The organism is Serratia sp. 4542 (assembly GCF_016805595.1).
GTDB lineage: Bacteria > Pseudomonadota > Gammaproteobacteria > Enterobacterales > Enterobacteriaceae > Serratia > Serratia nevei.
This window is the reverse complement of the sequence record NZ_RXKV01000001.1, coordinates 181844-195815: the sequence shown is the minus strand read 5'-3', so window position 1 is coordinate 195815 and position 13972 is coordinate 181844. Positions and strand designations below refer to the sequence as shown.

Below are 13972 nucleotides of genomic sequence, written 5' to 3'. Positions count from 1 at the left end.
GGCGCGAGTATAACAGGCGTGCGGCTCAGCGCTAGTTCACCCATTCGATGGTCACCAGGCGCGTATCGGCGCGGCCGCGATCGTCCACCGCCCGAATGCGGTAGCGCCCGTTGTTGATCGGCCGCCAGTCGATCGGCTTTTTGCTGGCGCTGCTGCCGAGATAGATATCGTCGACGAACCAGTACACCGTCTTGCTGTCGGCGTCCGTCACCGCGTTGAAGGCGATTTTATCTCGCCCCTGCTGCGACTGGCGCAGGGTATAGGTGGTGTTTTTCAGCGGCGAAGTGATGCGCGGCGCGTTGCCGCCGACGGCGACGCCGTTGTCCTTGCAGCGGTTGACCGGCGGCGCCCGCTTCGGCAGCCCGGCCTGGGCGAACACGTTGGCCAAATCGGAAGGCCAGAACTCAAAGATTTCGGTGCGGGTCTGCGCCGCGTCATACGGCGGGCAGACGACCTCGCCGCTGTGAATATCCAGCACCACCGGCCGATAGACGCTGTCGACCTTGATCGGCGATTTGCCGGGAATAAACCAGGTCTTGCCCTTCTGCTGGCACCATGGCGTGGGCAGATCGCCGCTGGCGAGACAGATCTCCACCCGCCGCAGCCGTTGGGGGAACGGGTGCTTCGGTTCCCGCAGGCCAGGATAGCTGGCGTTGACGCTGTCGATGATGTTGAAGAACAGCGGCGCTGCCGCCTCGGCGCCGACCAACGCATTGTTGCCGCGCCCGTCGAAATTGCCCTCCCACACCACCAGCACGTAAGGCCCGAAAATCCCGACGCTCCAGGCGTCGCGAAAGCCCCACGAGGTGCCGGTCTTCCAGTACACCGGCAGCGAAGAAGAACGCTGTGCCAGCGTATCGCCCGGCCGCCGGTGCTGGCGCAGCATATCCAGCGTGATGAAACTGGCCTCCTCGCTCAGCAGCCGAACCGGCGTCGATTCGGCCTCGTTCAGCTGCATGCGCAGCGGCCGCAGCTCGCCGCGGTTCGCCAGCAGCGCATACAGCTTCGCCAATTCCTGCGCCGTCACCTCGCCACCGCCCAGCACCAACGACAGCCCGTAGTGGCTCTCGTTGGCCATATTGGCCACGCCGGTCAGACGCAAAAACTGATAAAAGGTCGGCTGGCGCAGCTGCGAGGCGACATACACTGCCGGAATGTTGCGGCTGAAATTCAGCGCATCGGTGGCGGTCACCGGGCCGAGAAAGCGCCGGTCGAAGTTTTCCGGCGCATAGGCGCCGAACGACGAAGGCACGTCTTTCAGGATGGTCATCGGATGCAGCACGCCCTGCTCCATGCCCAGCGCGTAGATGAACGGCTTCAGCGTCGAACCCGGCGAGCGCTTGGCGTTGGTACCGTTTACCTGCCCCTGGATCGGCCGATTGTAATAGTCCGCCGATCCCACCAGCGCACGCACCCCCATATCGCGGCTGTCCACCAGCAGCACCGCGGCGTTTTGGATGCCGCGGCTGCGGTTGCGGGCGATAAACGCGTTGACCTGCCGCTCGACCAGCCGCTGTAACCCGGCGTCCAGCGTGGTATCGACGCGCGTATCGCGCTGCACCAGTTGCTGCGTCTGCAGCCGTAGCTGCTCGATAAAGTGCGGCGCGATATAGGGCACTTGCTCAGGCTGTCGCAGCGCCAGCGGCAGGCGGAACAGCGTTTGCTGGCTGGCGTCGGTGGGGTAAACCCGCTGCCAGCGCTGGAACAGACGGTTGCGCGCCTGCGTCAATGCAGCGCCGAGCACGCCGGTTTTCGGCTCCAGACGGTAGCTGGGCGACTGCGGCAGCACCGCCAGCGTCAGCGCCTCCGGCAGGGTCAAATCCTTCGGCGACTTGGCGAAATAGATCAGGCTGGCAGCGCCGATGCTTTCGATGTTGCGGCCGTAAGGGGCGTAATTCAGGTAGGCTTCCAGGATATCGTGCTTGGAGTAGCTGAGCTCCAGCTGCACCGCGCGCAGCACCTGCAGCAGCTTGCCGCCCGGCGTGCGGGTGTTGAGATGCCAGCGCATGCGCGCCAGCTGCATGCTGATGGTCGACCCGCCCTGCATTTTGCCGCCGGCGACATAGCTGCGCCAGAAGCCACGCATCAGGCTAACGGGGTTAAAGCCGGGGTTGTAGTAGAACCAGCGGTCTTCGTGCAGCAGCAGCCCACGCACCGCCAGCGGCGACACCTGCTCCAGCGGGGTCCACAGCCGGTAGCGGTCGTCGTTGGCCAACGTGATACGCAGCAGCGCGCCGTGCCTGTCGTAATAGACGGAAGACTGCGGCAGCCCCTGCCACAGGGGCGGATGCGGCCACAGCCGAATCGCGGTCAGCAGCAGCGCCAGTAAAAACGCCGCCATCAAGCCGTTTTGCAGCACGCGCCCGGTCAGGATCTTCATACGTTATCACCGCCCCGGCGCCAGACGCTGGCCTGGCGCCGGATCCGGCCTAGTCGTTGCCCGCCGGCACCACCACCAGCTTGCCACCGCCGGCCGACATCGCCTGCACTTCTCGGTCATACATGGCTTCGCCATAGGCCGGTGGAATAATAAAGCTGCCGGTATTGGTGGCCTTGATCTGATAGACGAACTCCTGCACCTCGGTGCCGGCGCTGCCGTAGATAATCACCCGATCTTCACGGATATCGCTGTAATCCGGCGCCCAGGTGGAGCCGGTAGCGGCCAGCGGCGACTGCCAACCGCCGCGGCCTTCGCTCTCCTCGCCGGCGTCGGCCGGTTCCGGCGGCGTCTGCTGCACCACTTCGAACCCGCCCGGCAGCAGATCGACGATCGCCAGGTTGCTCTGCCCCTCTTTCGAGTTGGCGCGCACCTTCAGATGGACGTTGATCTTCTGCCCCAGCGTCACCTGCGTCACCGGTTTGCCCTGTTCGTCGGTGTAATCGCGAACGATCTCAATCCCGCGCGACAGCGCTTTTTGCGGCGCATTCAGGTCGTAACCGGCCTGCGTCACCACATACCAGGCCGGCGCATTGCCGCCGTTGGTGAAGCGCACAGCGGTAGCATCGGCGTTGAACTGCCCCTGCACGAACAACCCCTGCAGCTCACTGATGCGCTGCGGCTCGCCGCCGGCTTTGCCTACCTGCACGATGCCCAAGGCATCCGCATTGGCGGATTGCGCCGCCACCTGGGCCGAATAGCTTTCCAGCGCCAGAATGCTCATCGCGGAAGAGTAGGTGGTGTAACGCTCTTCTTTCAGCGCCTTGACCATATTCTCCAGCACCTGCGGCGGGATCGACGCCACTTTCTCCGGGAAGTGACGGGTAATCAGATACAGCCGAGTCGCATCCTGCACCAGCGGATCGAAATAATTCTGCGTCCACCAGGCACTGTCATACGCCTTGCTCAGCTGCTGCCAGCTCGGTTGCAGCAACGTGGCGGCTTCGTCGTCCATCTTCAACAGGCGGTAGGAAGAAGCCAGATACAGCGCACTCAGATCGGTTTTCCACCCTTCGCCATAGCGTTTTTGCAGCGTATCCTGCACCGCCGCCAGCGAGTTGGTGGTCACTTCGCCCTGCAGCGTCAGCAGGTAAACCGCCCAGCTGCGCAGGCGCAGCAGATACAGATCGTCGAATCCGCTGGCCGCCAGCTCGCGCAACGCGCCGTTGGCCTCATCCAGCATGCCTTCCGGCAGGGCGTAGCCCGCCGCTTTGGCTTCGAGCAGATACTGCACCACATAAGGCGTGACGAAAGGATCGGCATCCGGCGACGAACGCCAGGCGCCGATCGCCCCGCTGTCGTTCTGGCGCGCGCGCAGCACGCCAAGCAGGTTGCGCAGCTGCTTGCTGACTTCCGCCTGGCTCAGGCTGCTTTTCATCTCTGGGTGGCGGCTCTGCAGCATCAGCGGAATGGAGCGGCTAACGATCTGCTCGGAACAGTAATACGGGTAATCCGCCAGGTATTGCGCCAGCCCGCTGGTCAGCACCAGCGGCGAATTCGACACCGCCGCCCGGCGCTGCGCGAAAGCGTCGAACATCTGGCGCAGGCCATCGACGTTCTGGCTGCTGCCGCTCATGCGCCCCATCACCGACTGGGTGCGGTACGGCGCCGCCGGCCGCACCGAGGTGCTGACGGTGCGGCGGCTGGCCTGATCGCCGTAACGGGCGTCGAACACCAGCGGCGCATCGCCCAACGCGGATTTGGCGCGCAGACGGAAAGTGATCACACCCTCGCGTTTTTCCGCCAGCGTCAGGCTTTGCGTCGCGTTGCCCACCACCTCCAACTGCGGCGGCGGCGTCAACAGAACGTTGATGGCCACCGACTGGCCGTTCAGCCCTTCGAGGTTGTTGCTGACGCCCACGCTGACGTCGAACTCGTCGCCCGGCGCCACCATCGCCGGCACGTTCGGCGTCATGATGAAGTTGTCGCGCACCGTGGCGGCGGTTTGCGCCTTGCCGATTTTCTCCGGCGTCACCGAAATCGCCATCACGCGGATCTTGCCGTTAAAGTAGTCCGGCACCGGATAGACGAACTGCTTCTCGCCGCTGACCTCGGTAATACCGGACCAATAGGCCACCGGCTTGTCGCGTTTGCGCTTGAACGGATTGAGGTTAAGATCCAGCCCTTCGCCCGCGTCGCCGCCCGGCGCAGCGGTCAGCGCCATCAGCTTGCTGAACTCCGGCAGGATCAGGTCGAGGATCTGCGAGCTGCTCACGTTCAGTTCACGCTTGCTGAAGAAGAACTCCAGCGGATCCTTCAGGCGGTAGCGCGCCACCTGCAGAATGCCCTCATCGACGGCAAACAGCGCCACCTGCTGCGGTGCGTCGGTCTTGACCGTCATCGTCAGGTTTTCACCCGGCTTGATGACTTCCGGCGCCGTCACCTCGAGGCTGTTTTGCCGCGCCTGGGTGCTGATCTTGAACGGCATCACGCCATAGCTCAGCGGGCTCATGAAGATTTCACTGGAGTTGATGTCGCGCACGAACTGCACGTTGATGTAGCCGTTGCCCTCCATGCCGGCCGGCACGCGGATCTTCTGCACCGAGCTGGTGGTATCGGTGTGGAACCACTGCCAGGCGTAAACCTTGTCCTTCTCGATGGTGATCAAGCCGCTACCGGTATAAGGCGCGTTGATCGCCACCTCGATCTCCTCGCCCGGCTGATATTCCGCCTGGTTCAGTTTCAGCTTCAGTTCGGCGTTGCGATCCAGCGAACGGCTCAGGTTGGCGTTGCCGGCCACGCTGTAGGCGACGCGGTTGAGCGTTTTGCCCTGCGCATCTTCAATCACCAGCACGAAGTCGCCCGGCTTATCGGTCGCCAGCCGCAGATCCGCGCCCTGCTCGCTCAGCGCCAGCGGCTGTTCCGACAGCTGCACTTCCTTCATCTTCGACTGGTATTTGTAAACGCCCGAATCCTGTTTGGTCAGCACCGAGATGTATTTCTGCTCGATCAACACCTGCTTCAGGTTCGGCATGGCGATCTGCTGCAGATTCGGATCGATGGCGATCACGTTCAGATGCCGCTCCGCGTCGCGGTTGATGTAGCCCAGATCGCCGTCCGCCTTCACCCCAATCAGGTAATCGTAAGGCGAAACCAGCGTGCGGGCGGTAGCCGCCACCGAGCGCCCGCCGCCGGCGACGAACGCCTCCGACAGCAGCTGCAGCTGATAGGTGGCGTCGGCGTAGGATTTCAGATCGAGCGGGATTTCGGCCGCGCCGTGCTCATCGGTGGTGCGATCTTCCAGCTCGGTTTCGAACCCGTCGCTGTTTTGCCGGTTTTCATAGAACGCATAATCTGGGAAGCGATCGAAGCTCGGATACATCGGCCGCAGCGTCAGCCTGGTGGTCACGCGGCGATCCTGCGCCGGGGTACCGAACAGGTTCTGCACATCGATGCTGGCCTTCAGCTCGGACGGTTTGACCCAGCCTTGCTGGCGATTCGGCGTCAGCGCCAGCTTCACTTTCAGCTGATCCGGCTCGAACTCCTTCACATTGACCGCGGTATGGCCGAGCAGCGTGGAGGTATCGTTGTTTTTGCCGATCAGATACAGATAGACGTTCCACTCGCCGGTGGGCGAGTTTTCATCGGTGGTATAGCTCAGCTCGTTGAAACCGCTGGCGCTCAGCGTCAGCGGCACGGTGGTCATCAGCTTGTCGCGCGGGTCGCGGACTTCGGCGCGCACCGGCACGCCGGCCAGGCCAACGCGCCAGTCGGCGGCACGGGTGATCAGGCCAATATTGAAAGTATCCCCCGGTCGATAAACGCCGCGATCGGAGAACAGGTAGCTGCCGAGCGTACGCGGATCGGTCGGCGTTTGCTCCCCGGCGACGTCGAAGCGCGAGAAATCCAGCCCGCGATCGTTATAGCTGCCGGTCGGCAGGAAGGAAACATCCCCTTCTTTTTCCACCAGGAACATCACCGGCTGGCGCTCGTTGGTGTACACGTCGAGCGCCGGGAAACGCACGTGGCCGTCGGCCCCGGTGGTTTGGCTGAGCAGCGTCACGCCGTTTTTGGCCACTACCGACACGTTGGCGCCGCTGACCGGCGCGCCGCTTTGAATCGACTGCACGAAGACGTCGCGCGTCTTATCCTGCGAGCTCTTGGCGACGATGCCCAGATCGGTCACCACCACAAAGCGCGAATCGCCAACGTCGGGCTGATCATCTCCGGTGCTCTCGTCCGGTTCCTGTTCTGGCTCGGCACCCGCCTCTTCCGCCGCCGGTTTCCGGTTCGGCTGCCATTCAGACAGCGTCAGCAGGAACACCCCGCGATGGGAACTGGCGTTGGTGGAGAGATAACGGGAGAGGTCGATGCCCTGATAGTTCACTTCCCCCGGCCGCTCGTTATTGAGCGCCGTCTGGTATTTGAAATGCTCGGTGAAATACTCATCGTTGAGCCGGTTGAATTCCGTGGACGAATATTCCCGGCTTTTGAAGGAGACGATGTGCTGCAGCTGGCTCGGGATCACCCGCTTGATGTCCAGCCGCAGGCCCGCCACGTTGCGCGCCGCCACGCTGATCTGTTTGTCGCCGTTGACCGACAGCAGCGAGCCTGCGGACATGAACTGCAGCGATTTCGGGAACTCCGGCACTTCGACCACCCGATAAACCTTCTTCGGCATTTTGTAACCGCCGACGGAGACCAGTTGGTTGTCTATCTCGATCAGCACGAAGCGGTGCGCCGGAGCTTCAAAGCGGAAGCTGAACTGCGGCTGGTAGGCCTCTTCCGCCTCGTTAAGCGTCAATGGCAATGCCGTCGCCTGCGCCAGCACGTTTTTACCGACGCTGTCGACCGTCCATTGATAGAAATCTTCGGCATCGTTGGCGGCCTCGGCATCGTTCGGATCGTGCTGCGGCAGCAGCCAGGCTTTGGTGGCCCGCGCCAGCTCTTTATCCTTCACCGCATCGCTGAAACCGACCACCAGCGCACGCTGCCCTTGGCCGCCGTCGGTATCCACGACCTGGGCACTGGCGTCGCTCAGCGCTAGACTGTACAGCGTCGGGACTTTGACCCAGTTGCTTTTCGCCTCTTCGACCGCATTGCCGGCCGCCGTCGATTTGACGCCCTTGCCGACGGTCAGATGCACAGCGCCGCCCTGATCCAGCGCCTGCAGCGGCTCGGAATGCACCCAGGCGTTCAGTTTTTTCTCGTCATAGACCAGAGAGAAGTTCAACTTTTTCTCGGAGGAAGTGCTGCCTTCTTTCAACCCCAGCGAAATCTGTTTTTCAAAGCTGGCGACGTCGACCGGCGCGTTGAACTGCAGATTGAAAATCGCACTGCGTTTCTGCGCATCTTGCGGATCGCGGTAATACTCAGCCTGCCCCAGGCGGTAATCGAACGCGGGCACGGTGAAGGCATAGCGGGTTTTGGCCAGTTTGATCTGCGGTGCCAGCAGGGTGGCGGGCTCAAGGGTCACGTCATACTTCGCGCCCATCGGCAGCGGCTTTTTCGGCGTGAACAGCAGCGTCGACTCATTGCTCCATGCCCACTGCCCTTCCGCCGTCGGCTTCAGAGTGATGCCGGCGCTCACGGTTTTACCCACTGCGGCGATCGGCGCGACCGACCCGCTGAAGGTCAGGCTCACCGTTTGCGGCACCTGCCGGGCGGCGGCGTAATCTATTGGCTCGGGGTTGGCAAGCGATGCGCTGACCTCCTGAACCACCATCGGTGCAGGTTCGATAGGCTGAGGCCGGTTTTGCCACCAGTGCCAGCCGTAAAATGCGCCGCCTGCGGCGCCAGCCAACAGCAACAGGCCTAAACCGATCGCTTTCGGGTGTTTATCCACGCCGCTTTCGAGCCGCAAGAAACCGCGCGGCAGCGCAGCCCACCAGGCCGGCGCACGCCAGCTGAGGTTGCCGACCAGCGGTCTCAGCAACCGCCCCAACAGCGACAACACCCCACCCAGCAGGCGACAAACGCCCTTAACCAGGGTAAAAGGCAAACGCAGGATAAACCTTAATAAATCCATTATTGCAGCACCTCATCATCCTAATGCAGCCCCCGGTCAACCGCCGCGGTTCAACCGAGCCGAAAGACGCCGTCGGCTCTCCTGCCCGGCATCCGCGCGAGTACTCTACACTGCCGGGCGGCAAAAATCTGCGCGCCGCCGGCGAATTACGGCTCTTTATTCAACATCAAATCCAGCTGTTGCAGCAGCACCAGCAGCGGCAGGCTGCTCGGTTCACGATCTTTCAACGCCTCTTCGAAATAAGGCGTGATGGCGAAGCGCGTCGGCAGCGGCGCTTCGGCATCCAGCAACGCATACATGCGCGGCAAGAACACCCACTGCAGCCAGGCTTCGGCCGACATGCTATCGATGCAGAACGGCTCGGTGCTGGAGAAAGCCTCATGATCAGGCGGCGCGGCCTGCCACAGCGCCAGATCGCGCATGGATTGTTCAATCGCCTGCAAACTGCGGCGCACCTGGTTATGTATACTCATCTGCATTCCCGATCTCTTGTCATCATGGTATTCAGCGCGCTGGCTGAAAGGCGGCAAAGCATAGCATTTTTATAGCCCAAATTCGGCGCGCCTGAGACAGCTCACCGTTTTTATCTGGTGGCGTTCGCCGCCGCGCGGCACAATAGGCCCACCGAATTCACCACACAGATAAAGATTCATGTCCGTAATAACAGAGAAAAAAAACCACGCGACGCCCGGTAAGGCCATGCTGGCTTCGGTCACCGGTTATGCCATGGACGGGTTTGACCTGCTGATCCTCGGCTTTATGCTGCCGGCCATCAGCATCGAATTGGGATTAACCTCATCGGCCGCCGGTTCACTGGTCACCTGGACGCTGATCGGCGCGGTGCTGGGCGGCGTGATTTTCGGCCACCTCAGCGATCGTTTCGGCCGTATCCGGGTGCTCACGATCACCATCCTGATGTTTTCCCTGTTCACCGGCCTGTGTGCCGTGGCGCAAGGGTATTGGGATCTGCTGGCCTATCGCACCCTGGCGGGCATCGGACTGGGCGGCGAATTCGGCATCGGCATGGCGCTGATCGCCGAAGCCTGGCCGGCGGAGAAGCGCAACCGCGCTTCGGCTTACGTCGGCATGGGCTGGCAATTGGGCGTGCTGGCGGCCGCCTTCCTGACGCCGCTGCTGCTGGAACACATCGGCTGGCGCGGCATGTTTTTGGTCGGCCTGCTGCCGGCGCTGGCGTCATTCCTGATCCGCCGTACCCTGGGCGAACCGGAAGCATTCGTGCGGCAGAAAGATGCCGGGCAACCGCTCTCCTTCCTGCAGCGTTTGCGCCTGCTGTTTAAGGATCGCGCCACCAGCAGGGCCAGCATCGGCATCTTCATTCTCTGTTCGGTGCAGAACTTCGGTTACTACGGCCTGATGATCTGGATGCCGACTTACCTGGCGAAAAACTTTGGCTTCTCGCTCACCAAATCCGGCCTGTGGACGGCGGTGACGGTGGTCGGCATGACGTTCGGCATCTGGCTGTTTGGCATGCTGGCCGACCGCTTCGCCCGCTGGAAGATCTTCGTGCTTTATCAGATTGGCGCCGTGGTGATGGTGATCGGTTACGCCCAGTTGAGCGACCCGACGCTGATGCTGTTCGCCGGCGCCGTGATGGGCATGTTCGTCAACGGCATGATCGGCGGCTACGGCGCGTTGATTTCCGATACCTATCCGGTGCAGGCGCGCGCCACCGCGCAGAACATCCTGTTCAATCTGGGGCGCGGCGTCGGCGGCCTGGGGCCATTGGTGATCGGTGCGCTGGTGACGCAGGTGTCGTTTACCGCGGCCATCAGCCTGCTGGCGGCAATTTACCTGCTGGATATCTACGCCACGCTGTTCCTGCTGCCGAAAAAACAGGGCGCAGGCGATACGCTGGGCGCGATTGGTTAACGCTGAAGAGGGATTAAGGCGGGGCGCACGCGCAGCGGGATAAAACAAAAAGTTGGGGGCACTGCGTTAACAGTGCCCCCGGTTCGTTTTATAGCTATCCCGCTACACAGCGTGCTCCCTGCTCAATCCTTGAAAACTTTTCCTGCGGCCATCCTGACCAAGTGGTCCTTGCATCATCCTGCAGCATCGTCCTGACGCGGTTCCTCAGCCTTCCTGACCCGCCGACAGTCCTGTGCCGGCTCTCAATCTCCGTCCTGGAGGTGTCCCTGGTTTCTATCCTGAAACATCCTGGGCATCTCCTGACGCCATCCTTCGCTCTTGCCTGAGCGCATCCCTTTCTTCTTCCTGAAGCTGCATCATCCTGATGCTTTCCTGCTCCGCCGGTTCCGTTCCGGTAACGATAAGATCGCTTAAATTCCCCGGAATCACAAGGGTTTGGGAGGTGTCTCACACTAAATTAAGACTAAGAGTTATCCTAAAGAAATTCTAACCAATTGATCTGGATAACAATAATCTCATAGCCTGGAGAAAGGCGGGAAAAATTAAGAGCGATCTCTCACAGGCCGTGTGAGAGATCTCTCACACGGGCGACGGCGAATCCGTCGCGATTCAGTCCAACACCGGGCGCAGCGCATCGAGGAAATTCCCCAGCGTCGCCGCCAGCAGGGTGCGCTTATCGCTGCCGAATTGTTCCAGCACCACGTTGCCGCTGACGTTGCACAACGACACCATCGTCATCTCGGATTCGGTGGTCGCCAGGAACAGCGTTGGCGACAGCTTGAGACGTTTTTGCGTCACCAGATGGCCGATCAGGTTCTCCTGCAGGCGGATAAAATCCTCTTCGCTCCAGACCTGCAGCAGGCTCAGGCGATGCTCGCCGAACTGCGCGCTCATGTCACCGGCGTATTGCTGCGTGTAGAAGCGGTGCGCATCCGGCTGCAAACGCAGCTCCAGCGCGGTTTCTACCTTTTCCAGCGTCGCCGCCGGTTCGAAAGGCCGCGGCAACCACAGCACTTCGTCCTCGCGGTTCTCCACGATGCAGGGCGACGGCACGCCGTACAGCGCCTGGCTGGCCGGCGCGTGGCCGCGCTCTTGCTGCCACAACTCGACATAACGTTGAGTGAATTCACGCAGAGCGTGCGATACATCATGGTCCATATTCTTTCTCGCATACGTTAAACTGACGGCCATTGTACCTATCTCTGACCGAGGTGACAGCAGATGTCCTCATATCAAGACCATCAGGCCCTGTCGGGGCTGACGCTGGGCAAACCCACCGCCTACCGCGATCGCTACGACGCCACGCTGCTGCAGGCGGTGCCGCGCAGCATGAACCGCGAGCCGCTGGGCCTGTATCCCGATAATCTGCCCTTCCACGGCGCGGACATCTGGACGCTGTACGAGCTCTCCTGGCTGAACGCCAACGGCTTGCCGCAGGTGGCGGTCGGTGAAATCAGCCTCAACGCCGACAGCCTGAACCTGATCGAATCGAAAAGCTTCAAGCTGTACCTCAACAGCTTCAACCAAACCCCGTTCGCCGATTGGGAAACGGTGCGCAGCACCCTGCAGCGCGATCTATCCGCCTGCGCCCAGGGCGAGGTCAGCGTCACCCTGTTCAGCGTCGAGCAGTTGGAAGGCACGCCGATCGCCCGCCTGGCCGGCGATTGCATCGACCAGCAGGATATCCGCATCGACAATTATGAGTTCAACGCCGACTACCTGCTGAACGCCGCCGCTGAAGAGGTAGTGGAAGAGCGCTTGGTCAGCCACCTGCTGAAGTCCAATTGCCTGATCACCCACCAACCGGACTGGGGCTCGGTGCAGATAAGCTACCGCGGCGGCAAGATCGATCGCGAAGCGCTGTTGCGCTATCTGGTTTCCTTCCGCCACCACAACGAATTCCACGAGCAGTGCGTCGAGCGCATCTTTAACGATCTGATGCGCTATTGCCGGCCGCAAAGCCTAACGGTCTACGCTCGTTATACCCGTCGCGGCGGGCTGGATATCAACCCGTGGCGCAGCAACGTCGAATTCGCCCCCGAGCACGGCCGTCTGGCGCGCCAATAAGTGCGAAACATTGCTCAACAACTGAGCTAACGAGCGGTTTGTGTTGGTAAAAGCACAGGGACGGCGGTAAGGTTAAAACGAGGCTGCGGCCGGGCAGAGCGCCCGCTTCGCCGCAGCACGCCAACCATAACGAGATGCTGTTTTGCTGCGTATGGATTACTACCGCCCCGCACCGGGTGCAAAGGAGTTACCTTGATTACACACATCAGCCCGCTTGGCTCTATGGATTTATTGTCGCAGCTGGAAGTAGACATGCTGAAGCGCACCGCCAGCAGCGACCTGTACCGCCTGTTCCGCAACTGTTCGCTGGCCGTGTTGAACTCCGGCAGCCAAACCGACAACAGCAAGCAGCTGCTGTCGCGCTATGAAACCTTCGACATTAACGTGCTGCGCCGCGAGCGCGGGGTGAAGCTGGAGCTGGTCAATCCGCCGGAAGAGGCGTTCGTCGACGGCCGCATCATCCGCTCGCTGCAGGCCAACCTGTTCGCCGTGCTGCGCGACATCCTGTTCGTGCATGGCCAAATCGCCAGCGCCGGCCGCTTCCAGCACCTGAACCTGGAAAACTCGGCCCACATCACCAACCTGGTGTTCTCGATCCTGCGCAATGCACGCACGCTGCATCTGGATGAAGATCCCAATATGGTGGTGTGCTGGGGCGGCCACTCGATCAACGAAAACGAATACCTGTACGCGCGCAAGGTCGGCAGCCAGCTGGGCCTGCGCGAGCTGAACATCTGCACCGGCTGCGGGCCGGGCGCCATGGAAGCGCCGATGAAAGGCGCGGCGGTCGGTCACGCGCAGCAGCGCTACCGCAACAGCCGCTTCATCGGCATGACCGAGCCGTCGATCATCGCCGCCGAGCCGCCTAACCCGCTGGTCAACGAGCTGGTGATCATGCCGGACATCGAAAAACGCCTGGAAGCCTTCGTGCGTATCGCACACGGCATCATCATCTTCCCGGGCGGCGTCGGCACCGCCGAAGAGCTGCTGTACCTGCTGGGTATCCTGATGAACCCGGAGAACAGCGAACAGGTGCTGCCGCTGATCCTGACCGGGCCGAAAGAGAGCGCCGACTACTTCCGCGTGCTGGACGAGTTCATCATGAACACGCTGGGCGACGAAGCGCGCCGCCATTACACCATCATCATCGACGATCCGGCGGAAGTGGCGCGGCAGATGAAGCAAGCCATGCCGCTGGTGAAGGAAAACCGCCGCAACACCGGCGACGCCTACAGCTTCAACTGGTCGATCCGCATCGCGCCGGATCTGCAGCTGCCGTTCGAGCCGACCCATGAGAACATGGCGAACCTCAATCTGTATCCGAACCAGCCGCCGGAGCAATTGGCCGCCGCGCTGCGCCGCGCGTTCTCCGGCATTGTGGCCGGCAACGTGAAGGAAAATGGCATCCATGCCATCGAGCAGTTCGGCCCGTACAAACTGCACGGTGAACCGCAGATGATGAAGCAGATGGACAGCCTGCTGCAGGGCTTTGTCGCCCAGCACCGCATGAAGCTGCCGGGCAGCGCCTATGTGCCCTGCTACGAAATCGTAGCCTGACCCTCAATCCCGGGCGGCGTAACAGCCGCCCTGTTTTTTCTGACCTTACCGCC

General features: G+C 61.8%; 7 protein-coding genes. 3 read left to right on the top strand and 4 right to left on the bottom strand.

Annotated features, from left to right (window positions below; all coding sequences use genetic code 11):
• Positions 1-31 precede the first annotated feature (31 nt).
• The 3 genes from pbpC to EKL15_RS00865 form a co-directional block, all read right to left on the bottom strand.
• Positions 32-2380: a penicillin-binding protein 1C gene (gene pbpC, locus EKL15_RS00875; RefSeq protein ID WP_100396809.1), complete on the bottom strand. Its 2349-nt coding sequence runs from the start codon at positions 2378-2380 to the stop codon at positions 32-34.
• A 49-nt stretch (positions 2381-2429) separates the two neighbouring features.
• Positions 2430-8405, bottom strand: coding sequence for an alpha-2-macroglobulin (locus tag EKL15_RS00870; RefSeq protein WP_203088662.1), 5976 nt, complete (start codon positions 8403-8405; stop codon positions 2430-2432).
• Positions 8406-8551: 146 nt separating this feature from the next.
• On the bottom strand, positions 8552-8878 hold the full coding sequence (locus tag EKL15_RS00865) for a YqcC family protein (protein WP_033638567.1): 327 nt from the start codon (positions 8876-8878) through the stop codon (positions 8552-8554).
• 178 nt (positions 8879-9056) lie between these two features.
• Here EKL15_RS00865 and EKL15_RS00860 point away from each other — a divergent pair, with 178 nt between their 5' ends.
• Positions 9057-10295 carry an MFS transporter gene (locus EKL15_RS00860; protein WP_087763679.1) on the top strand — a complete coding sequence of 413 codons (1239 nt, stop codon included), beginning with the start codon at positions 9057-9059 and terminating at the stop codon, positions 10293-10295.
• Between the two features lie 609 nt (positions 10296-10904).
• On the opposite strand, the gene syd is transcribed toward EKL15_RS00860, so the two are convergent.
• Entirely contained in the window at positions 10905-11453 is a 549-nt protein-coding gene (gene syd, locus EKL15_RS00855) for a SecY-interacting protein (protein WP_038878762.1), read from the bottom strand.
• 63 nt (positions 11454-11516) lie between these two features.
• Here syd and queF point away from each other — a divergent pair, with 63 nt between their 5' ends.
• A complete protein-coding gene (gene queF, locus EKL15_RS00850) occupies positions 11517-12362 on the top strand; it encodes an NADPH-dependent 7-cyano-7-deazaguanine reductase QueF (protein WP_060441352.1) in 846 nt (281 codons plus the stop codon).
• A 192-nt stretch (positions 12363-12554) separates the two neighbouring features.
• Positions 12555-13919, top strand: coding sequence for a nucleotide 5'-monophosphate nucleosidase PpnN (ppnN, locus tag EKL15_RS00845; RefSeq protein WP_038878760.1), 1365 nt, complete (start codon positions 12555-12557; stop codon positions 13917-13919).
• The last annotated feature ends 53 nt before the right edge of the window (positions 13920-13972 follow it).

Excerpts from the sequence above, each read along its gene's own strand:
- pbpC (WP_100396809.1), bottom strand. The coding sequence starts at position 2,380 with ATGAAGATCCTGACCGGGCGCGTGCTGCAAAACGGCTTGATGGCGGCG.
- EKL15_RS00870 (WP_203088662.1), bottom strand. The coding sequence starts at position 8,405 with ATGGATTTATTAAGGTTTATCCTGCGTTTGCCTTTTACCCTGGTTAAG.
- EKL15_RS00865 (WP_033638567.1), bottom strand. The coding sequence starts at position 8,878 with ATGAGTATACATAACCAGGTGCGCCGCAGTTTGCAGGCGATTGAACAA.
- EKL15_RS00860 (WP_087763679.1), top strand. The coding sequence starts at position 9,057 with ATGTCCGTAATAACAGAGAAAAAAAACCACGCGACGCCCGGTAAGGCC.
- syd (WP_038878762.1), bottom strand. The coding sequence starts at position 11,453 with ATGGACCATGATGTATCGCACGCTCTGCGTGAATTCACTCAACGTTAT.
- queF (WP_060441352.1), top strand. The coding sequence starts at position 11,517 with ATGTCCTCATATCAAGACCATCAGGCCCTGTCGGGGCTGACGCTGGGC.